The organism is Streptomyces sp. CB02414 (genome assembly GCF_001905385.1).
Classification (GTDB): Bacteria; Actinomycetota; Actinomycetes; order Streptomycetales; family Streptomycetaceae; genus Streptomyces.
The window spans coordinates 391,137-411,201 of sequence record NZ_LIPF01000007.1 but is presented as its reverse complement, the minus strand read 5'-3'; the positions used below and the strand labels follow the sequence as shown (position 1 = coordinate 411,201).

Annotated in this window: 20 protein-coding genes; 14 read left to right on the top strand and 6 right to left on the bottom strand. The window is 71.9% G+C overall.

Annotated elements, in window-relative coordinates; translation table 11 throughout:
- Positions 1–65: 65 nt before the first annotated feature.
- Both AMK11_RS24270 and AMK11_RS24265 read right to left on the bottom strand, forming a co-directional pair.
- The gene (locus tag AMK11_RS24270; RefSeq protein WP_241847066.1) at positions 66–2,150 is read right to left on the bottom strand and encodes a SpoIIE family protein phosphatase; all 2,085 of its coding nucleotides are present in this window, start codon (positions 2,148–2,150) and stop codon (positions 66–68) included.
- A 141-nt stretch (positions 2,151–2,291) separates the two neighbouring features.
- Complete coding sequence (locus tag AMK11_RS24265; RefSeq protein ID WP_073730127.1) at positions 2,292–2,507, bottom strand: hypothetical protein; 216 nt, start codon at positions 2,505–2,507, stop codon at positions 2,292–2,294.
- A 130-nt stretch (positions 2,508–2,637) separates the two neighbouring features.
- Between AMK11_RS24265 and ku the strand changes: the two genes are divergently transcribed.
- On the top strand, positions 2,638–3,609 hold the full coding sequence (gene ku, locus AMK11_RS24260) for a non-homologous end joining protein Ku (RefSeq protein WP_073730126.1): 972 nt from the start codon (positions 2,638–2,640) through the stop codon (positions 3,607–3,609).
- Here ku and AMK11_RS24255 read toward each other — a convergent pair.
- A complete protein-coding gene (locus tag AMK11_RS24255; protein WP_073730125.1) occupies positions 3,606–4,478 on the bottom strand; it encodes a glycerophosphodiester phosphodiesterase in 873 nt (290 codons plus the stop codon). The genes ku and AMK11_RS24255 overlap by 4 nt on opposite strands.
- A 168-nt stretch (positions 4,479–4,646) precedes the next feature.
- Positions 4,647–4,850, bottom strand: coding sequence for a hypothetical protein (locus tag AMK11_RS24250; RefSeq protein WP_073730124.1), 204 nt, complete (start codon positions 4,848–4,850; stop codon positions 4,647–4,649).
- Between the two features lie 128 nt (positions 4,851–4,978).
- Between AMK11_RS24250 and AMK11_RS24245 the strand changes: the two genes are divergently transcribed.
- The 6 genes from AMK11_RS24245 to AMK11_RS24220 all read left to right on the top strand — a co-directional run bounded on the left by AMK11_RS24245 (position 4,979) and on the right by AMK11_RS24220 (position 11,128).
- On the top strand, positions 4,979–5,524 hold the full coding sequence (locus tag AMK11_RS24245; RefSeq protein ID WP_073730123.1) for an AAA family ATPase: 546 nt from the start codon (positions 4,979–4,981) through the stop codon (positions 5,522–5,524).
- A 135-nt stretch (positions 5,525–5,659) separates the two neighbouring features.
- On the top strand, positions 5,660–6,121 hold the full coding sequence (locus AMK11_RS24240; RefSeq protein ID WP_073730122.1) for a nuclear transport factor 2 family protein: 462 nt from the start codon (positions 5,660–5,662) through the stop codon (positions 6,119–6,121).
- A gap of 77 nt (positions 6,122–6,198) precedes the next feature.
- Positions 6,199–7,716, top strand: a complete 1,518-nt coding sequence (locus AMK11_RS24235) for a Y4yA family PLP-dependent enzyme (protein ID WP_073730121.1) — start codon at positions 6,199–6,201, stop codon at positions 7,714–7,716.
- Entirely contained in the window at positions 7,713–9,050 is a 1,338-nt protein-coding gene (locus tag AMK11_RS24230) for a pyridoxal-phosphate dependent enzyme (RefSeq protein WP_073730120.1), read from the top strand. The genes AMK11_RS24235 and AMK11_RS24230 overlap by 4 nt, the downstream gene beginning before the upstream one ends.
- A gap of 35 nt (positions 9,051–9,085) precedes the next feature.
- Positions 9,086–10,264: an aminotransferase class V-fold PLP-dependent enzyme gene (locus AMK11_RS24225; protein WP_073730337.1), complete on the top strand. Its 1,179-nt coding sequence runs from the start codon at positions 9,086–9,088 to the stop codon at positions 10,262–10,264.
- 93 nt (positions 10,265–10,357) lie between these two features.
- On the top strand, positions 10,358–11,128 hold the full coding sequence (locus AMK11_RS24220; protein WP_073730119.1) for a class I SAM-dependent methyltransferase: 771 nt from the start codon (positions 10,358–10,360) through the stop codon (positions 11,126–11,128).
- A 30-nt stretch (positions 11,129–11,158) separates the two neighbouring features.
- Here AMK11_RS24220 and AMK11_RS24215 read toward each other — a convergent pair whose 3' ends face one another.
- Positions 11,159–11,719, bottom strand: coding sequence for a GNAT family N-acetyltransferase (locus AMK11_RS24215; RefSeq protein WP_241847065.1), 561 nt, complete (start codon positions 11,717–11,719; stop codon positions 11,159–11,161).
- Between the two features lie 82 nt (positions 11,720–11,801).
- Between AMK11_RS24215 and AMK11_RS24210 the strand changes: the two genes are divergently transcribed.
- The 3 genes from AMK11_RS24210 (at position 11,802) to AMK11_RS24200 (ending at position 13,897) form a co-directional block, all read left to right on the top strand.
- The gene (locus AMK11_RS24210) at positions 11,802–12,410 is read left to right on the top strand and encodes a GNAT family N-acetyltransferase (RefSeq protein ID WP_073730336.1); all 609 of its coding nucleotides are present in this window, start codon (positions 11,802–11,804) and stop codon (positions 12,408–12,410) included.
- A gap of 196 nt (positions 12,411–12,606) precedes the next feature.
- Positions 12,607–13,095, top strand: coding sequence for a DUF6083 domain-containing protein (locus AMK11_RS24205; protein WP_073730117.1), 489 nt, complete (start codon positions 12,607–12,609; stop codon positions 13,093–13,095).
- A gap of 118 nt (positions 13,096–13,213) precedes the next feature.
- On the top strand, positions 13,214–13,897 hold the full coding sequence (locus AMK11_RS24200) for a haloacid dehalogenase type II (RefSeq protein ID WP_073730116.1): 684 nt from the start codon (positions 13,214–13,216) through the stop codon (positions 13,895–13,897).
- 3 nt (positions 13,898–13,900) lie between these two features.
- Here AMK11_RS24200 and AMK11_RS24195 read toward each other — a convergent pair whose 3' ends face one another.
- Complete coding sequence (locus AMK11_RS24195; protein WP_073730115.1) at positions 13,901–14,914, bottom strand: LacI family DNA-binding transcriptional regulator; 1,014 nt, start codon at positions 14,912–14,914, stop codon at positions 13,901–13,903.
- Positions 14,915–15,174: 260 nt separating this feature from the next.
- On the opposite strand from AMK11_RS24195, the gene AMK11_RS24190 reads away from it, so the two are divergent.
- From AMK11_RS24190 to AMK11_RS24175, 4 genes are all read left to right on the top strand, one after another.
- Positions 15,175–16,482, top strand: coding sequence for an ABC transporter substrate-binding protein (locus tag AMK11_RS24190; protein WP_073730114.1), 1,308 nt, complete (start codon positions 15,175–15,177; stop codon positions 16,480–16,482).
- 106 nt (positions 16,483–16,588) lie between these two features.
- On the top strand, positions 16,589–17,575 hold the full coding sequence (locus AMK11_RS24185; RefSeq protein ID WP_073730113.1) for a carbohydrate ABC transporter permease: 987 nt from the start codon (positions 16,589–16,591) through the stop codon (positions 17,573–17,575).
- Between the two features lie 12 nt (positions 17,576–17,587).
- On the top strand, positions 17,588–18,511 hold the full coding sequence (locus tag AMK11_RS24180) for a carbohydrate ABC transporter permease (protein WP_073730112.1): 924 nt from the start codon (positions 17,588–17,590) through the stop codon (positions 18,509–18,511).
- A 51-nt stretch (positions 18,512–18,562) separates the two neighbouring features.
- On the top strand, positions 18,563–20,005 hold the full coding sequence (locus AMK11_RS24175) for a GH1 family beta-glucosidase (protein ID WP_073730111.1): 1,443 nt from the start codon (positions 18,563–18,565) through the stop codon (positions 20,003–20,005).
- Positions 20,006–20,065 lie beyond the last annotated feature (60 nt).

Here is a 20,065-nt window from a genome sequence, read left to right as displayed (position 1 = left end):
ATGGGCCGGCGTTCGTCCTTCTTGTCATGGGAAACGGTCCGTCGGCCCGGTGAGTGCCCCACGCCTCACGCGTTCGGGCTGATGAGGAGCAGGGCGATGTCGTCGCCGGGGGCGGGCGCGTGCCGGATCAGAGCATCGGCCATGGCGTCGAGGTCACCGGGGTCCGCGTGTTCCAGAAGCCCGGCGAGGGCCGCGACGGCGTCGTCCAGGTCGACGCCGGGCGCCTCGACCAGCCCGTCGGTGTACAGGGCGAGGACACTGCCGGGCGGCAGCGGGAACTCCAACGCCGTGTAACGGGTGTCCGGCTCGATGCCGAGCAGCAGACCGGGCGGCACGCGGACCAGTTCGGTGCGTCCGTCGGCATGCCGCAGCAGGGGCGGCGGGTGGCCGGCGGTGGCCAGGCAGGCCCGGCGCGTCGCGAGGTCGAGATGCACGTAGACACAGCTCGTGAAGAGGCCGGGGTCCAGATCGGTGAGCAGGCGGTTGGTGCGGGCCAGGACGTCGTCGGGGGAGGCGCCCACCGTGGCGTGGGCGTGGACGGCGGTCCGGACCTGGCCCATGAGCGCGGCCGCGTCCACGTTGTGGCCCTGGACGTCGCCGATGGCGGCGCCGAGCGTGTGCTCGTCGAGACGGATGAGGTCGTAGAAGTCGCCGCCGACGCCCAGCCCCCGGGCGGCCGGCAGATAGCGTGCGGCGACCCGCAGACCGGGCACGCTCGGGAGGGTGTGCGGCAGCAGGGCGGACTGCAGACGGTGGGCGAGGTGGTGCTTGGCGTCGTAGAGCCGGGCCCGGTCCAGCGCCTGGCCGACCAGACCGGCCAGCGAGGTCAGAGCGGCGCGCTCGCCCGGCGGGAAGGTGTGGGGCCGCTCGTAGGAGAGGAGGAGGGAGCCGATGGGGCGGCCGGACGCGATCAGCGGCAGCACCGCCCACGCGGCCATCCCGTCCTCGTGCGTCATGGCCGGATAGGCGTCGGCCATCTCGTCGAAGGTCGCGAAGAACCCGGCGACGCCCGTGGCCATGACGTCGGCGCCGGGCACCTCGGAACTCAGCGCAATGCCGTCGAAACGGTCCATCAGCTCGGTGCGGTAGCCGCGGTGGCCCGCGATCCGCAGACGGCCGTCCTCGGCGGTCATCAGCACCATGGCCTGCGCGCCCAGCGCCGGAAGCAACTGGTCGGCGGTCTGCTCGACCACCTCCTGCACGCCGATGGCCTCGGTCAGGGTCGAGGCCAGGTGCATCAGGTGGTACAGCACGGTGGCGCGGCTGGGCCCGGCCGTCGGCAGCGCCCGCGCCGGAGCACCGTCGGCCGGGTCACCGTGCGTGATGCGGACACTGATGCCGGTGGAGTCCGGGTACAGCTCGAAGGCCAGCCAGGTCCCCGGTGGCCGCAGCACGGTGAAGGCCTGCGGCAGACGGCTGACCAGGGCGGCCCGGTAGCGGTCCTCGACCTGCGGGACGTCCATCCACGGCAGCGCCTCCCAGGGCAGCGCGCCCACCAGCGCGGCCTGGTCGGCACCCACGAGGCCGGCCGCGGCCGGGGTGATGAAGGTGATGCGTCCGTTCAGATCCAGCCCGCACGACCCGCCCGGCAGACGGTCGACGAAGGCCGAGAGCGCGGACGCCTCGGCGGGTGCCGGAACGCGACCGGCCGGGGGCCGCAGGGTGCGTGGCCGCTCCGCGGGCAGCAGCGGGGCGCCGCTGTCCGCGGCCTGACGCAGCAGCCCGGCCAGACGGCGGCAGCCCGCCTCGACGACGTCCCGTTCCTCGCGGCTCAGCCGCGACGCATGGGTGCCGGGCCACAGCAGCACCAGCCCGCCCCGTACGGCGCCGTCCGAGACGACCGGCGCCGCCCCCAGCGCGAAGTCGTACGGCAGCACGAGCGCCGGCCGGGGGTACTGGCGCGCCATCTCCTCCCGGCCGCCCACCCACACCAGGCGCTCCTCGCGCACGGCGTCCGCCACCGGCATCGGATCGGTCGGCGCCACACGCCGCCACGGCACGGCGATGTCCTGGGGCACCCCCGCCGTCATGACCAGCCACAAGGCGTCGTCGCGCGGGGGCAGCACGTACAGCAGCCCGCCGTAGGCACCGCTGTCGCGCACCACGGCGGTCATCGCCGTGTCCATCGCGGTGTCCATCGTGGTGTGCATCAGATGTCCGCCCGCCGACGGCCGAGTTCCACGGGTTCCGGCGGGACCGCCCGACGCCGGCCACACCGCACATCACCCATATGAGGACACTACGCCCGCTTTCCCGCGGCGGCATGCGAGGACGTGACCGTCCGTACTCCGTCAGTGGTCCCACACGTCCGGGCCACCCCCGCGCCACTCGACGACGGCCGACCGGACCACGTCCATCTCGTCCCAGTCCTGCAGGCCGGCCTCCTGGAGGAAGCGGGCGACGTCCCGCACGCCGTAGGCCCGGCCCAGGACCTCTCCGTCCACGCGCACCCGGCGTCCGCCCTCCTCGTCGGGCGGGTACACGATCACAGGCGGTGCGGTCGTCATGGCACCAGCGTGCGGCCGGAACCGGCGGCACGCATGCCGGGGGGTGTGCGCGGAGGTGGCGCGTGTGCGGGGGCGGCGTGCCGCTCCTAGGCTGGTACCGCTCGGGGACGTCACGTGGAGAGGCCTGTCCATGCCCCGGTCGATCTGGAGCGGCGCCATCTCGTTCGGCCTGGTCACCGTGCCGATCCACGTGGTCGGCGCGACCGAGGACCACAGCATCCGCTTCCACCGCTACCACCTGGCCGACCAGGGCCGGATACGGACCCGGAAGGTCTGCGAGCTCGAGGACCGGGAGGTCCGCTCCGACGAGATCGGCAAGGGGTACGAGCTCACCAGCACCCAGGTGGTGCCCATCACCGACGACGACCTGCGAGAGCTGCCGCTGCCGACGGCCAAGGCCATCGAGATCGTGGCGTTCGTGCCGCTCGCGTCCGTGGACCCCATCCGGATCGGCGACGGCTACTACCTTCAGCCGGACGGGCAGGTGGCGGCCAAGCCGTACAAGCTGCTGCGGCAGGCGCTCGCCCGGTCGGCGAAGGTGGCCGTGGCGAGGTACGCGTGGTCCGGCCGGGAGCGGCTGGGTCTGCTGCGGGTGCGCGGCGAGGCGATCGTGCTGCACGCCATGCGCTGGCCGGACGAGATCCGCGACCCCTCGTCCCTCACCCCGCCCCCGGTCGAGGTGTCCGAGGAGGAGATCGACGGGGCGCTGGCGCTGATGGACACGATGACCCGGGAAGACCTGGAGGGCGACGAGTTCCGCGACACCTACACGGAGGCCGTCGCGGAACTCATCGAGGCGAAGCGCGAACACAGGGAGCCGGAGGAGGCGCCGGAACCGGAGGAGCGGCCGGGGCAGGTGCTGGACCTGATGGCGGCCCTCCAGGAGTCCGTGTCCAAGGCGAAGGAGTCCCGGGGCGAGGACGACCACGCGGAGGTGCGGGAGCTGCCCGGGCGGCGGAAGAAGACCGCCGCGAAGAAGACACCCGCAGCCAAGACCGCCAAGACCGCCAAGGGCGCGGCGAAGGAGCCGGCCGGGAAGAAGGCCGCGGCGAAGAAGCCGGCGGCGAAGAAGGCGGCGGCCCGCGGGCCCAGGAGTGCCTAGCCTTCCCGGCGCTGGGTGAGCGACTGGGGGAAGTCGGTGATGATGCCGTCCACGCCCAGGCCCGCCATCGTCCGCATGGCGCCGGGTTCGTCGACCGTCCAGACGTTGATGTCCATACCGAGCTCGTGGACGCGGTCGACGAGACCCTGGTCGGTGACGGTGTACTGCGGGTTGACCTGGTCGGCCCACCGGCTGAGCCGGACGAGTTCGGTGTCCGTGGGGCGGTCGGCGTCCAGGATGCCGATGGGGACGTCCGGCATGAGGGCGTGGAACTCCCGGGCGTCCTCGGTCTGGAAGGACTGGACGGCGAGCTGTTCGCGGTCGAGTGCGCGGCGGACGTAACGGGGCTTGTCCCGCAGGAACTCCGCGAAGTCGGTGGCGATGCCGGTGTGGTGGGCGCAGGGACTGATCTCGGCGAGGAGTCCGGTCCGGGTGTTCTTCACCCTGGAGACGACCTCGTCGACGGTGATCAGGGGTTCGCCGGCGTAGTCGTCGTGGAACCAGGAACCGGCGTCGAGACGGCGCAGTTCGGCCCAGGTGAAGTCGGAGACGCGGTAGCGGGCCCGGCCGGGGTAGACGTCCTCGACGTCGGTGGTGCGTTCCATGGTGCAGTCGTGGAAGTTGACCAGCCTGCCGTCCTTGGTGCGCTGGACGTCGATCTCGACGAAGTCGGCGCGCTGCTCGACGGCCAGGTCGATGGCGGCGGCGGTGTTCTCGGGGGCCGTTCCGGAGGAGCCCCGGTGCGCGATGACGTCCGGAGCCCCGGAGGTGCGCGGGTCGGCGTGCGCGGTGGTCGCGGCGGACGTCAGGGTCAGCCCGGTCAGTACGGCCACGACCAGGCCCGCGCGGCTCTTGTTCCCATGCTTCACTTCGGCCTCCCCGTATCGAACGACTTCCTGGAGGCTGGCGGACGCCGGTTACGGGAAGCCTGCCGGGGCCTGGCGGCGCCGGGACCAGCCAGTGGACCGGAACGGTGAACCGGCTGATCCGAGGCCGAAGGGGAGATTACGCGCCATCGCGCTCGGCGCGGTACCCCGTCACCTGCCGACGAGCCGCTCGGGCAGCAGCGACTGGGGGGAGGTGGCCGGATGACCGATCTCGAGGGAACCGAGCAGACTGTTGAGGATCGGTCCGCCGGGGACGCCGGAGGAGGGGACGGGTTCGTGGGCCGCTTCGGCGGCGGGCGCGGCCGCGAGGAGGGCGGTGGCCATGACGGAGGCACAGGCGAGCTTCTTGATCATGCCGACCTCAACGAGCGGTGACCCGTGCGGAAACGCTCCCCGCTCCCCGGCTGCTCCACTCGGGTGCATGCGCCGCGGGTTCGTCGCCCGGGGCAACGGCGGCCCGGCCCGGGGCCGTTGCCGGTAGCGTGCGGCGGGTGAGGGTGGGCACGCAAGAGACCCGGCTGGTCGTGCTGCGCGGCAACAGCGCCTCGGGCAAGTCGTCCGTCGCGGCCGGTGTCCGCGACCGATTCGGGCGCGGCCTCGCCCTGGTCGGCCAGGACAATCTCCGCCGGACCGTCCTCCGGGAACGGGACCGGCCCGGAGCGGCGAACATCGGCCTCATCGAACTGACGGCACGCTACGCCCTGGACGCCGGGTACCACGTCGTGGTGGAGGGCATCCTGTACGCCGACCACTACGGCGACATGCTGGCCCGCCTCCGCGCCGACCACCGCGGACCCACCCACGGCTACTACCTGGACGTACCGCTCGACGAGACCGTGGCGCGGCACGCCACCAAGCCGATCGCCGGCGAGGTCGACGAGGCACAGCTGCGTGAGTGGTACCGGCCGCGCGACCTGCTCTCCTCAGGCGCCGAGACCGTCATCGGCGCCGACAGCACGCTCGCCGGGACCGTCGACCGGATCATGCGTGAGACAGGACTGGACGGCCTTCCGCCGCTCGAACCCTGACCGTCCGTCCCAGCCGTCCGCGGCCCTACCTCCGGGGTAATCGACCGCCCTGCCACGGCCCGGCAGGATCGGGGCATCGGCACGGCCCCGACGGACAGCCGCCGGGAGCCGCCGCGATTCGAGGAGGAGAGGACGATGTCGGTGTACCCCAAGTCCAGTGTGGATGCGATGAGTTCGGCCACCGAGGCGACCCGCGCCGTCGTGCAGGCCTTCCTCGCCGCCCGGCTCGCCGGCGACACCGATCGGCTCGTCGGTCTCTTCGCCGACGAGGTCGACTGGCTGCTGGCGGACAACCCCACCGTCCCGTGGATCCGTCCGCGCTCCACGGCCGCCGAATGTGCCGCACAGTCCGAGGAGCTGGCGGCCCACACCGTGCCCGAGGACGCGCGCGCCAGTGTCGACGCCTTCCTCGTCGACGGCACCGACGCCGTCCTGACGGGCCACCTCTCCGGAACGGTACGTGCCACCGGAAAGTCCTTCGCGGGCCCGTTCGCGCTGCGCCTCACCGTCGAGGACGGCAGGATCACCCGGCACCACCTGTACGAGAACAGCCTTTCGATCGCCGAGGCGTGCTCACCGACGGGAACCGAGGCTTAGCGGAGCGTGTACCTGGAAACGACTACTCCCGAACGGTCGTCGAAACGACGGTCGGCCGACACGGGGAGGGGTCTTTCGTGGACGTGCCCTTATATCTGAGGCCGCGGGTGGAACCGCCGCTCGCCTCACTGCTGGGCGCCGCACCGTTCCTGCACTCACTCGTCGACGCCCTCGGATCTCCGCTCAACGTACTGCTGCCCGAGACGATCGCCGAGAACGCGGCGCGCTTCCGGGCCGTCTACCGCCGTCACCGTCTCACCGGCCGGCTCTACTTCGCGCACAAGGCGAACCGTTCCAGCGCCCTGGTGCGCAGACTGGCGGCCGAGGACCCGGCGGCCGTGGGAATCGACGTCGCGTCGCTCGCGGAGCTGCGGCACGCCTTGAGCTGCGGGTTCACCGGGGACCGGGTCATGGCCACCGGCCCCAAGGACCCGGAGTTCCTGTGGCTGGCGGCCCGGGTCGGCGCCACCGTGAACCTGGACTCGCCGCGTGAGCTTGAGCAACTGGCCTCTCTCGTACGCGGCCACGGGCTCGGCCGGGTCCGTGTGCTGGCGCGCCTGTCCGGCTTCGAGTCGACCGCCGGCCAGAACGGCGCGGGCACCCGCCTGCTGTCCCGGCGCAGCCGCTTCGGAACGCCCGTGCGGGACGCGGAGGCACTCTGGTCGGCCCTGGAGCAGCATGCGGACGCCGTGGAACTCACCGGCCTCGCCTACCACTTGGACACCACCGGCCTGGAGGAGAAGGCCCGTGCCCTGGAACAGTGCGTGCTGCTCATGGACGCCTGCCGGGAGCGGGGCCTCGCGCCGCGTGCCGTCGACATCGGCGGCGGCTTCGGCGTCGGCTACGTCGCCGACGCGGGGGAGTGGCAGCGCTGGACCACCGCGCTCAGTGAGGCGGTCCTCGGCGGCCGCCCGCCCCTGACCTGGCGCGGCCACGGCTACGGGCTGCGCAACGAGGGCGGCACGGTGCGCGGGTCGGTCGCCCTGTACCCCGGCCACCGCCCCGACGCCGGCCCCGGCTACCTCGACGAACTCCTCTCACTACCGGCACCGGTCCTCGGCCGGGAGCCGGGCACGCTCCTTCTCGAGCACCTGCACGACCTCCACATCGAACCCGGCCGTTCCCTCGTCGACCAGTGCGGACTGTCGCTGGCACGGGTGCTGGACGTCCGGGGCACCGGCGCGGGCCCGGACCCGTACCTGGTGCGTCTGGGCATGAACGCGGGAGACGTGAGCCTGGAGGAGCACGGAGTCCTGATGGACCCCGTGCTGCTGTCCCGCGGTGACCCGTCAGGGAACGGCCCGGGCGGCGGCCCGGAACCGGAGGCCCCGGTCGGCGTCCACCTGGTCGGCAACCTGTGCCTGGAGGCCGACCTGATCACCCGTCGGCTCGTGTTCCTCCCGAGACTGCCGCGCCCCGGTGACGTGCTGGCCTTCGTCAACACCGCGGGCTACGCGATGGACTTCCACGCCCACCACGCGCAGCGGCAGCCGTCGGCGCGGACGGTGGCCGTGGAGAGGGAGGGCGACTCCTGGCGCTGGTGCCCGGACGAGGACTACTGGCCGATCTCACACCCGGGGGGAACGCCCGCATGAGGTACGACAGCATCACGGACGCCATCGGCAACACACCGCTCGTCCGCATCGACCCCGCCGTGCACGGCCTGCGCCACATCGACCTGTACGCGAAGCTGGAGATGCTCAACCCGTTCGGCTCCGTCAAGGACCGTCCCGCCTGGCACATGGCCCGCCCCCATCTGGAGGGCGCGGGCGACGGCGGGGGGACGGTCGTCGAGCTCTCCAGCGGCAACACCGCCAAGGCGCTGGCCCTGCTGGCCGGCATGCACGGCCTGAGGTTCAAGAGCGTCACCAACCGCATGCGCGTACCGGAGATCAAGGAACTGCTCCTGCTCCTGGGCGCCGAGATCGAGGAGCTGCCCGGGCGCAGCGAGTGCCTGGACCCGACCGACACGGACGATCCGCTGACCCACTTCCACCAGGCCCTCACGGAGCCGGGCAGCACCTACCTGCACACCGACCAGTACTTCAACCCGCGCAACGTCGAGGCCCACGCCTCCGGCACCGGACCGGAGATCGTCAAGGACCTGGACGGGCGGGCTCCGGACTGGTTCGTCGCCTGTGTCGGCACGGCCGGTTCCTCGACCGGCGTCGCCAGGGTGCTACGCGAGCACGACCCGGACGTGCGGGTCCTCGGCCTCGTCGCCCACAAGTCCGACTTCATTCCCGGCATCCGCACCATCGACGAGGTCCACCAGGTGGGCCTGTTCGACCCCGCGACGTACGACACGATCGAGTCCGTCACCTCGGGCGAGGCCATCGACGGGATGCTCACCCTGATCCGCCGCTGCGGACTGCTGTCGGGGCCGACCGGGGGCGCCGCCTACCAGGGCGCGGTACGGCACCTGCGGGACGCCGACGAGGCACTGGAGGGGACGGGACGCCGGGAGACCGCGGTGTTCATCGTGTGCGACCGGGCCGAGAGCTACCTCAGCTACGTGCGCGCACGACGCCCCGAACTGCTGGGCAGGGCGAGCCGGGTGCCCACCCTCGCCACGCTCACCGAGGACGACGTGCGGGCGGAGGCCCGTTCCGTGAGCGTCGACGACGCCCGCCGCTGGATCGCCGAGAGCGATACCCGGCCGCTCGTCGTCGACCTGCGCAGCCCGCACGCCTACGCGGCCCTGCACATCGAGGGCTCGGTCAACATCGTCGACGAGCTGTTCGAGGAACTCGTCCGCGGCGGGCTTCCCTTCAGCAAACGGACACCGGTGCTGCTGGCCTGTCCGGTGGGCGAGAAGTCGCTGCGCCACGCGGCGCTGCTGACCCGCTTGGGCCACCCCGACGTGCGGAGCCTGGCCGGCGGGATCGTCGCCTGGCGGGACGCGGGCGCGCCGCTGGTGCGCGAGTGAGCGCGGGCAGCCTGTTCCCGGCCACACAGGACCACATGTGGCAGCGGGAGCTGAGGGAACAGTTCCCCATCGTCGCCGCCCATCCGGAGTCGGCCTACCTGGACAGCGCGGCGACCTCCCAGAAGCCGCGGGCCGTACTGGAGGCCGCCCAGACCTATCTCACCACGTCGAACGCGAACGCCGGCCGGGGCACCTACCCCTGGGCCAACGAGACCACCCGGCTCGTGGAGGACACCAGGGAGCGGGTCAAGGCGTTCCTGCACGATCCGGAACCTGACCGTTCCACCGTCCACTTCACCAGCGGCACCACCGAGGGACTGCGCACCGTGGCCCGCGACTGGCTCGTGCCGTACCTCTCCGACGGCGACGAGATCCTCGTGCCGTTCGCCGATCACCGCGCCAACCTGGACCCGTGGCTCGAAGCCCGGCAGTCGCTGGCCGAACGCGGTGTTCAGGTGCACGTCCGCGCCCTGCCGTACCAGGCGGTGTCGGGCGACTACGACCACCGTGCCCTCGGCGACCTCGTCGGTCCCCGGACCCGTTTCGTGGCCGCGACCCACGTCCACCACGTCTACGGCGGTGACATGAACGTGCACCGCATCCGCGCGGCGGTCGGCCCGGACGTGCCGATCTGCCTCGACGCGGCCCAGAGCGTCGGCCATCTGCCCGTCGACCTGGCCGACCCCTTGCTGGACGTCGACTTCGTGGTCTTCTCGGGGCACAAGGCGATGGCCCTGCCCGGTTCGGGGGCGGTGTGGGCGCGCAACACGCGGGGGCCCGAGTTCCGGCCGGGCGGCTGGCAGGGCACGCCCAACACGGTGGGCATCGTGTCGCTGGGGGCCGCGCTCGACTGGCTCGGCCGGGCCGGAGTGGACCGGATCGCCCGCTGGACGGCCGGCCTCACGACCCGGCTGACCGACCGGCTGCGGCACCTCGACGCGTACGAGATCCTCGGCTGTCCCACGAGCCTGGCCGCCGACTCCGTACTCCCCGGGGCCCAGCGGCGCCACGGCATCGTCACCTTCCGGCACCGGGACATCCCCTCCGACGACCTCGGCTTCATCCTCTACAGCCACGGCTTCATGGTGCGCGCCGACAGCCTCTGCCAGGCGGGCGCGGAAGAGGGGAAGGGGGCGGTGCGGGTGAGCGTGCACGCGTACAACACGGAGGAGGAGATCGACCGCCTGCACGGCGTACTCGCCTCGTTGGCGTGAACCGGCGACCGATGAGGCAACTGATAACCGTTTCCACCTGTAGATTCGGTCCCGACCACGACGGGTGCGAATCGGAAGAGGTGGCGCGACCAGATGGGCATCAGCATGGCGGTGGCCGGGACGTGGGTGGAGCGCTGGGAGCGGCAGCAGCAGCGCTACGCCGTGGACCGCGAGGAACGGTTCACGGTGATCACGGATGTCGTCGAGTACGTCACCGCCGGCCGACCCCGTCCGCTCCTGCTCGACCTCGGGTGCGGCCCGGGCTCCCTGGCCGCCAGGCTCGTCGGCCGCCTGCCGGACGCGGAGATCGTCGCCGCCGACATGGACCCTCTGCTGCTCGAGCTGGGGCGGACCCACCACGCCGACGCCGCCCGCTACGTGGACACCGTGATCGGCGCCGACGGCTGGACCGACGCCCTCGGGCTGGACCGCCCGCTGGACGCCGCCGTCTCGACCACGGCCCTGCACTATCTCCCCGAACCGGTCCTGCTGGACACCTACCGACGGCTCGCCGCCCTGCTGCGCCCGGGCGGGGTACTCGTCAACGGCGACCACTTCCCGCCCGGCGACGCCTCCTGCGCGGCCATCACCGCGCACGTGGGGCGGCGCCGTGCCGAGCGGACCGGCGGCCACGCCCACGAGGACTGGCACGCGTGGTGGGGCGCGGCCGCGCGGGACCCCGAGCTCGCCGACCTGTACGCCGAGCGTGCGCGGCGCCACGAGGTCCACGGCGGGAGCGGACGGGGCGAGGACCTCGCGCTGGAGCGGCACGCCGAGTTGCTGGCCGGGGCCGGCTTCCGTCATGTCGCGCCGGTCTGGAGGTTCGGCGACAGCGCGGTGCTGGTGGCGGTCATGGGCGACTGATCCGGGAGGGGGAGTGCCCTGAACGCCGGGTCAGAGCGCCAGACTCATGAGGATCTCGTCGCGGTCGTCACCGGGTGCCACCCGCAACGCCCCCGGCCACCGGCCGACCTCGGACCAGCCCACCCCACGGTAGAAGTCCTCGAGGCCCAGACCGTCCCGCACCGTGAGCCGCAGCCGCTCCAGGCCCATCTCCTCGCGGGCGATCGCGGGGAGCCGGCGCATCAGGGCGGCTCCGACACCCGTACCGCGGAAACGGACGTGCGTCTGCAGGTGGTTCACCGTTCCGCAGTGCGCCTCCAGGGCGTGCGCCTCGCGGCGCAGCAGCACCCATCCCGCGAGAGCGCCCCCGACGGAGGCCAGGAGCAGCCGGCCGCGCTGTGGAGCGAGCCCCCTGAGGATCGCGTCCACCGCCGGTTCCAGCTGTCGCGGGGAGACCGGCGGAAGCGGGCAGCCCATGGGCACGACCGCGCCCCCGGCGTTGATGACCCCCGCCCAGCACTCCCCGAGGTCCCGCCGTACGGCTTCGGTGGCGTCCTGATCCCGCATCAGCTGCGCGAACGCGGGTGCGTGTACCGTCTCGTGCGCTGTCACGTCCGCCAGTCTGCCAGGCGTACGCGCGTCAGTCGGGTACCTGCCGACCAGTCAAGATCAACTGCCGTGCAGAATGGCCCTCATGCCGAAAACGAGCACTCCGGAGACAGCGACGCCGGACGACGCCGCAGCGGTCAGCGGTACCCTCGCCCGCGCCTTCGACGACGACCCCATGATGCGCTGGTTCTTCCCCGACGATTCCTCGCGCCAGGAGACGCTGGGCCGCTACTTCACCACGATCTTCACCCGGCAGTACGTCCGCCATGGCGTCTGCGAGCGCACGGGTGCCGCGGCGGCGTTCTGGGTGCCGCCCGAGGGCCAGGCGCAGGTCGTCCCCGACGCGGAGACGATCCAGGAGCTGGTGAGAATCCTCGGTGACCGGGCCGGGCTGTTCCGCGACGCCGTCGAGACCGCGGGCCGGCACACTCCTCAGGAACCCCACTGGTACCTGGCGGTGATCGGCGCCGACCCGGCCGCACAGGGCGGGGGGCACGGAGCCGCCCTGCTGCGCTCCGGACTGGCCAAGGCGGACGCGGCGGGCCTGCCCGTCTGCCTGGAGTCCTCCAAGTCGTCGAACCTCGGCTTCTACGAGCACTTCGGCTTCACCGTGCGCGAGGAGTTCTCTCTGCCGGGAGGCGGGCCGGTGCTGTGGGCCATGCGGCGCGAGCCGCGCTCACCCGTCGGAGCCTGAGGGAATGCGCGTAGGCCGGAGCGCGCCGGGAGCGAGGGTGTTGCCACTCCCGGCGAGCACCGTCCGGTTTCACGTGAAACGCAAGATATCCGGGCATTCGGGGGAGCTGTGAGCCCCGTCCGGCCTACCCTCATGCTGCCGTTGCGCCCACTTTGCGCCCTACCCGGCCTCCCGCCTGCGTCGCACCCTCGCTTTCATGGCGGATACACACGAACCGCGTCTCGTCCCGTTACCCGGCCCCGACAGCAGCCGGCAGCCACCCGCCGACGCCCCTCGTTCCTGGGAGACCGCCGACCGGAGGCAAGCCGCACATGACGGAGCCACCGGGCCGGAGCCTCCCGCCCGGCCCGTCTGCCCGCACTGCGGCCTGGACGGTGAACGCCGCCTGACCTACACCGGTCAGCACGTGCTGCTCGAACCCGGGCTCACCATCCCGGCACACCTGGTCCCCGCGGGGCACCGCTGGCACATCGACCCGGGCGGGCAAGCATGGAACGGAGGGCTGGGCGAACCCCCGCCGGGCTCGACCTGCCGCCTCCCTCACCAACTCGCCTGCCCCGGCCTCACCTTGGACGAGCTCAAACCGTGGCGCTGGCTGGACGCCGTACGCGAGGAGAACGCGCGGCGCGCCACGCGGCAGGCGCGGGACGGCGAATGCCCGGGAGCGCTGCCCGACGCCGGGTGACCGTGCTGCGGACTTCGGCCGGGTCGCCATCGGCGCGCACAGGAATCCGGTCGGCTCCCCGCGATGTTGGGATGAGTGCCACTGCCGCACCCCCGTAGTCCACCGGGAGCCCTCTGCCATGAAACCACTGGAGATCGACGCCCTCGTCTTCGACGTGCTCGGCACGCTCGTCGACGAACCCGCCGGCATCCGCGCCGGAATCCGTGCGCTGGCCCCGTCCTTCGACGAGGCCGGGGTCGAGGAACTGCTCGCACTGTGGCAGCGCCACGTCGAACGGGAGCAGCGCCGTGTCCTCGACGGTGCCCGGCCCTACCTCACCAGCGACGTCCTCGATCTGGAGGCCGCCCAGCTCGTCGCCGACGCCGCCGGAGTCCACGATCCGGCCGCCGTCGAGGAACTGGCCCGGTCGAGTCGCAGGCTCCCGCCATGGCCCGACACCGTGCCGGGGCTCGCCCGGCTCGCCGAGCGGTTCCCGCTGATCGGCCTCTCCAACGCCGGCCGGACCGCACTGCTCCAGCTCAACTCCCACGCCGGACTGCGCTGGCACCAGGCGCTGTCCGCCGAGGACGCCCGCAGCTACAAACCGGATCCGGCGGTGTACCGGCTGGCCGTCACGGCGTCCGGCCGGCCGCCGAACCGGCTCCTCATGGTCGCCGCCCACGCCTGGGACCTGCGCGGCGCACAGGCCCTCGGCCTGCGCACCGCCTACGTCGCCCGACCCGTCGGCGACCCGCCCGCCTCGTCGGACCGCTTCGACCTGCACGCCGACGGCCTGGCGGATCTGGCCGACCGGCTTGGCTGAGCGTCAGGACGACTCGCGCACCACCAGCTCCGTCGGAAGCGTCGTCTGCTGCCGGGGCGCGCCGTGCCGCGTGATGTCGGTGAGGATACGGGCCATGGTGCGGCCCAGTTCCTCCACCGGCTGACGCACCGTCGTGAGCGGCGGATCGGTGTGGCGGGCGAGGACGGAGTCCTCGAACCCGACGACGGCGACGTCCCCGGGCACCTGCCTGCCCCGCCCGCGGAGTTCGGCCAGAGCACCGACCGCCATGAGGTCGGAGGCGGCGAAGACCGCGTCCAGATCCGGGACGCGTTCAAGAAGCAAACGCATGGCCCGCCGACCGCCCTCCTCGGTGAAGTCACCCGCCTCGACCAGGAGTTCCCCGGCGGGCAGCCCCGCTTCCTCGTGCGCGCTCCGCCAGCCCGCCAGCCGGCTGCGGCCGACGTCCATGTCCAGCGGCCCGGCGATCGTGGCGATCCTCCGCCTGCCCCTGCCGAGCAGGTGCCGGACCGCCGCGGCGGCACCCCCGGCGTTGTCGGAGTTGACGTAGCTCAGCCGCTCGCCCGCGTCCCGGCGGCCGGCCAGCACGGTGGGCAGGCCCATCTCCTCCAGCATGCCCGGCAACCGGTCCTCGGAGTGCACGGAGACCAGGAGGACGCCGTCCACGCGGCGGGTCGCCACCGACTCGGTCAACTGGTCCCGCTCCGCCTGGTCTCGGACGAGCATCAGCTGCAACTGGGTCCGGCTGTCGGCGAGCGCGCCGCTGACACCGCGGATCAGCGCGGCGAAGAACGGCTCCGAACCGAGCCTGCTCTCCGACTCCGGGATCACCAGGGCCACGGCGTCGGTGCGGTTGGTGACCAGGCCGCGCGCGACCGAGTTGGGGACGTAGTTGAGTTCCTTGATGGCCGCGAGCACGCGGGCCCGTGCGTCGGCGCTGACGAGATCCGAGCCGTTGACGACCCGGGAGACGGTGGTGCGGCCCACGCCGGCACGGGCGGCGACCGTTTTGATCGTGGGACGGCGGTCTGAGGTCATGTACTCCCCCCTCGGCGGCCGCGGCGGCGATGCCTGCCGCGGAGGTGACCTGCGGCAATTCTTGCAGACGCCGCCGTGTGCGCAGCGACTTCGGGGACCGGGAAACGAACGCGGGACCTCGGACTTACGGGCAACTTGCGTTCAAGTCATTGACAGATGGGCGCGCTCCCACGAGTCTTCACTGCGCCGGGTGGGAACGTGCCCACCAGATTGGGCACGTTCCCACCTCATGTGTGAGCGCCATCGCTAGGAGGAGATCCATGGGCAGTCTCGGTTCGTTGCGCACGAGGGCGGTGGCGGCGGTCGCGGCCGTCGGCGCGCTGACACTCGTCGTCGGATGCAGCAGCGGTGACGACTCGGTCACCGGCGGCGGCAAGAAGGACGGCAAGACCGTCATCACCATGGGTCTGTACGGGGTGATGGGCATCAAGGAGACGGGCCTCCTGGAGAAGTACGAGAAGGAGAACCCGGACGTCGACATCCAGGCCGAGATCGCCGGTGACGAGCAGACGTACTACACCGCGCTGCAGACCAGGCTCGCCGCCGGCAACGGCCTGAAGGACATCCAGGGCATCGAGATCGGCCGCGCCAAGGAGATCACCGAGACGCAGGCGGACAAGTTCGCCGACTTCTCCAAGATGACGGGCACCGACCACTTCCTGCCCTGGAAGGAGTCGCAGATCAGCACCGAGGACGGCAAGGTGCTGGGCCTGGGCACCGACATCGGACCGATGGCCGTCTGCTACCGCAAGGACTACTTCGAGCAGGCCGGCCTGCCCACCGACCGCGAGGAGGTCGCCCAGCTGTGGGCGGGCGACTGGAAGAAGTACGTCGAGGTCGGCCGTACCTTCAAGAAGAACTTCAAGGGCGACGACGTGGCCTACATGGACGCGGCCAGCGGCCTGTTCAACGCCATGGTCTACGGCTACCCCGAGCAGTACTACAACGAGCAGGGCGACCTGATCCACGAAACCAACCCGGCCGTCAAGGAGGCGTGGAACCTCGCCGCCGACGCGGGTGAGGAAGGGCTCACCGCCAAGCTCCGCCAGTTCCAGCCGGGCTGGGACCCCGGCCTGGCCAACGGCACGTTCGCCACGGCCGTGTGCCCGGCGTGGATGCTCAGCCACATCAGCGAGAAGGCCGGCGAGGCCAACAAGGGCAAGTGGGACGTCGCCCGGGCCCCGAAGGGCGCCAACTGGGGCGGCTCCTTCCTCGGCGTGATCGAGCAGAGCCCGGTCAAGGAGGAGGCCAAGAAGCTCGTCGCCTGGCTGACCGCGCCCGAGCAGCAGGCACACATCTTCAAGGAGATCGGCAACATCCCCTCCTCCGAGCAGGCGCTGCAGTCCCCCGACGTCAAGAACGCCAAGTCGGAGTACTTCAGCGACGCGCCGATCGGCCAGATCTTCGGCGCCGCCGCCCAGGAGATACCCGACAAGCAGGTCCTCGGCCGCAAGGACGGCACGATCAAGGACCTCTTCTCCCAGGGCCTGACCCTGATCGAGCAGGGCGACTCGCGTGACGAGGCGTGGAAGACCACCGCGGAGCGCATCGAGAAGGCGGTCGGCTGACCCGCCGACCGCTGACTCCCGCGGCCGTCCGGGCCCGCCGCCAGGCCGGCGGCGGGCCCGTGACCCGGCCCGCACATCCGCTTTCCGCTCTCAGGAAGGAAGTCCGGTGGCCACCTCCACCACCAAGACCCGGACCGGCGAGGAGCCGCCCGGCAGGACGGGCGCCGCGGGCACCGCCCGGCGACGCGGCGCACTGATGCACCGGCTCGACGTCAAGGGCGCCCCGTACGCCTTCGTCGCGCCGTTCTTCGTCGTCTTCGCGGCGTTCAGCTTCTACCCCCTCGTCTACACCTCGTGGATCTCCCTGCACGACGTGGAACTGGCCACCCTCGACGTCATGGAGTGGGTGGCGTTCGACAACTACGTCGAACTCTGGGGCGACTCACGGTTCTGGAACGCGCTGCGGAACACCGTCACCATCGGCGTCATCTCCACGGTGCCGCAGCTGATGATGGCGCTGGGCCTGGCCCACCTGCTCAACTACCGGATGCGCGCCTCACTGTTCTTCCGCGTCGCCTCGCTCGTGCCCTACGCCACGTCCGTCGCCGCGGCCGCCCTCGTGTTCACCATGATCTTCGAACGCGACTTCGGCATGATCAACTGGGCGCTGGGAACCGTCGGGATCGACCCGGTGAACTGGGAGGCCGACAAGTGGCCCGCCCAGGTCGCGATCTCCACCATCGTCATCTGGCGCTGGACGGGCTACAACGCGCTGCTCTACCTGGCCGCCATGCAGGCCATCCCCGCCGACCGCTACGAGGCCGCCTCCCTCGACGGCGCCTCCCGGTGGCAGCAGTTCATCCACGTCACCATCCCCGGCATCCGCTCCACCATCGTCTTCACCATCGTGCTCTCCACGATCGGCGCCACCCAGCTGTTCGGCGAGCCGCTGATCTTCGGCCAGGGCCCCAACGGCATCACCGGCGGCGCGGACAACCAGTACCAGACGCTCGGCCTGCTGCTGTACGAGGAGGGCTGGAAGAACTACCAGATGGGCCGCTCGGCGACCGTCGCCTGGGCGATGTTCATGCTGCTCGTCCTCGCCTTCGTGGCGCAGCGTCTGATCAAGCGCCTGCGCTCCCGCACGTCCTGACCTGGAGTCGCCATGACCACCCAAAGCCTCCCGGCCCGGACGGACGCTCCGGACCGGACCCCCGCCGGGCGGCCGGCCGGCCGCGGCGGCCGCCGGCTGCTGCGCCAGCGCGCCGGCCGCCAGCACCACGCCGGCCCGCTCGCCTACGTCCTGCTCGCCATCATGGCGGTACTGTCGATCTTTCCGCTGTACTGGACCATGGTGGCCGCCTCCACCGACAACACCCGGGTCAGCCAGACGCCGCCGCCGTTCCTGCCCGGACCGAACCTGTTCAGCAACCTCGCCCGGGCCTGGGACGAGGCCGCGATGGGCAAGGCCATGGTCAACAGCCTCATCGTGGCCGGGGTGATCGCCCTGTCCACGGTGCTGTTCGCGACCCTGGCCGGATTCGCCTTCGCCAAACTGCGCTTCAAGGGCCGCAACCTCCTGCTGATGCTGGTGATCGGCACCATGATGGTGCCGCCGCAGCTCGCCGTCGTACCGCTGTTCATGATGATGGCCGAGCTGGGCTGGTCGCAGCAGCTGCCCGCCGTCATCTTCCCCACCCTGGTCAGCGCGGTCGGTGTCTTCTTCATGCGCCAGTACCTGTCGGAGGCGCTGCCGGACGAACTCGTCGAGGCCGGACGCGTGGACGGCGCGCACTCGCTGCGCATCTTCTGGAGCATCGTGCTGCCCGTCGCGAGGCCCGCCATGTCGGTCCTGTTCATGATCACGTTCGTGCACGCGTGGAACGACTTCTTCTGGCCCTTCGTGGTGCTCGACATGACCAACCCGACGGTCCCCGTCGCCCTCACCCAGCTCAGCGCGGGGTACGTCCGCGACCAGTCGCTGATCATGGCGGGCGCGCTGCTCGGCACGCTGCCCCTGCTGGTGATGTTCATCGTCTTCGGCCGGCAGATCGTCAGCGGCATCATGGCGGGCGCCGTCAAGGGCTGACCGGCCCGCGCACCCCCACCCCACCCCACCCTTCACCCCGAAAGGACTCACGTGGCCACCGCCGCACAGCAGCCCGCGTCCGCCGCCCCGGACGCCGCCCTCACCTTCCCCAAGGGCTTCGTCTGGGGCTCCGCGACCGCCTCCTACCAGATCGAGGGGGCCGCCACCGAGGACGGCCGCACCCCGTCCATCTGGGACACGTACGCCCGCACCCCCGGCCGGGTCCGCAACGGCGACACCGGCGACACCGCCACCGACCACTACCACCGCTGGCGCGAGGACGTCGCCCTGATGGCCGAACTCGGCCTCGGTGCCTACCGCTTCTCCCTCGCCTGGCCCCGCATCCAGCCCACCGGCCGCGGCCCCGCCGTACAGAAGGGTCTGGACTTCTACCGGCGCCTCGTCGACGAACTGCTGGACAAGGGCATCCAGCCCGTCGCCACCCTCTACCACTGGGACCTGCCGCAGGAACTGGAGGACGCCGGGGGCTGGCCCGAGCGCGCGACGGCCGAGCGGTTCGCCGAGTACGCGGCCCTCGCCGCGGACGCCCTCGGTGACCGGGTGAAGACCTGGACCACCCTCAACGAGCCCTGGTGCAGCGCCTTCCTCGGCTACGGCTCCGGCGTGCACGCGCCCGGACGCACCGACCCGGTCGCCGCCCTGCGCGCCGCCCACCACCTCAACCTGGCCCACGGCTTGGCCGTACAGGCGCTGCGCGAGCGCGTCCGCGCGGACGCCCAGTGTTCGGTCACCCTCAACATCCACCACGTCCGCCCGCTGACCGGCAGCGACGGCGACGCCGACGCGGCCCGCCGGATCGACGCGCTCGCCAACCGGGTCTTCACCGGACCGATGCTCCAGGGCGCCTATCCGGAGGACCTGCTCAAGGACACCGCCGCGCTCACCGACTGGTCCTTCGTGCGCGACGGCGACCTGGAGCAGATCCGGCAGCCGCTGGACTTCCTCGGCGTCAACTACTACACGCCCACCGTCGTCTCCGAGGCGGACGGCAGCGGCGCGCACACCTCCGACGGGCACGGCAACAGCCCGCACAGCCCCTGGCCGGGCGCCGACCGGGTCGCCTTCCACCAGCCGCCGGGCGACACCACGGCCATGGGCTGGGCCGTCGACCCGACCGGCCTGTACGACCTGCTGCGCCGGCTCGCGTCCGACTTCCCCGGGCTTCCGCTGGTCATCACCGAGAACGGCGCGGCCTTCGACGACTACGCCGACCCGGCGGGCCAGGTCAACGACCCCGCCCGGATCGCCTACGTGCGCGACCACCTGGCCGCCGTGCACCGGGCCGTCGTGGACGGCGCGGACGTGCGCGGCTACTTCCTGTGGTCGCTGCTGGACAACTTCGAGTGGGCGCACGGCTACGGCAAGCGCTTCGGCGCCGTCTACGTGGACTACCCGACCGGCACCCGCATCCCCAAGGCGAGCGCCCGCTGGTACTCCGAGGTCGCCCGCACCGGCGTGCTGCCCGGCGCCTGACCGGACCCGGTGCGGCACCGCCATCCGCCGCCCCGCGCGGTGCCGCACCAAGAGCCCGCC

What these genes read in the sequence shown, in the direction of transcription:
- AMK11_RS24270 (WP_241847066.1), bottom strand. Translation starts at nt 2,150, where the DNA reads ATGCACACCACGATGGACACCGCGATGGACACGGCGATGACCGCCGTG.
- AMK11_RS24265 (WP_073730127.1), bottom strand. Translation starts at nt 2,507, where the DNA reads ATGACGACCGCACCGCCTGTGATCGTGTACCCGCCCGACGAGGAGGGC.
- ku (WP_073730126.1), top strand. Translation starts at nt 2,638, where the DNA reads ATGCCCCGGTCGATCTGGAGCGGCGCCATCTCGTTCGGCCTGGTCACC.
- AMK11_RS24250 (WP_073730124.1), bottom strand. Translation starts at nt 4,850, where the DNA reads ATGATCAAGAAGCTCGCCTGTGCCTCCGTCATGGCCACCGCCCTCCTC.
- AMK11_RS24240 (WP_073730122.1), top strand. Translation starts at nt 5,660, where the DNA reads ATGTCGGTGTACCCCAAGTCCAGTGTGGATGCGATGAGTTCGGCCACC.
- AMK11_RS24230 (WP_073730120.1), top strand. Translation starts at nt 7,713, where the DNA reads ATGAGGTACGACAGCATCACGGACGCCATCGGCAACACACCGCTCGTC.
- AMK11_RS24225 (WP_073730337.1), top strand. Translation starts at nt 9,086, where the DNA reads ATGTGGCAGCGGGAGCTGAGGGAACAGTTCCCCATCGTCGCCGCCCAT.
- AMK11_RS24220 (WP_073730119.1), top strand. Translation starts at nt 10,358, where the DNA reads ATGGGCATCAGCATGGCGGTGGCCGGGACGTGGGTGGAGCGCTGGGAG.
- AMK11_RS24210 (WP_073730336.1), top strand. Translation starts at nt 11,802, where the DNA reads ATGCCGAAAACGAGCACTCCGGAGACAGCGACGCCGGACGACGCCGCA.
- AMK11_RS24205 (WP_073730117.1), top strand. Translation starts at nt 12,607, where the DNA reads ATGGCGGATACACACGAACCGCGTCTCGTCCCGTTACCCGGCCCCGAC.
- AMK11_RS24200 (WP_073730116.1), top strand. Translation starts at nt 13,214, where the DNA reads ATGAAACCACTGGAGATCGACGCCCTCGTCTTCGACGTGCTCGGCACG.
- AMK11_RS24195 (WP_073730115.1), bottom strand. Translation starts at nt 14,914, where the DNA reads ATGACCTCAGACCGCCGTCCCACGATCAAAACGGTCGCCGCCCGTGCC.
- AMK11_RS24190 (WP_073730114.1), top strand. Translation starts at nt 15,175, where the DNA reads ATGGGCAGTCTCGGTTCGTTGCGCACGAGGGCGGTGGCGGCGGTCGCG.
- AMK11_RS24180 (WP_073730112.1), top strand. Translation starts at nt 17,588, where the DNA reads ATGACCACCCAAAGCCTCCCGGCCCGGACGGACGCTCCGGACCGGACC.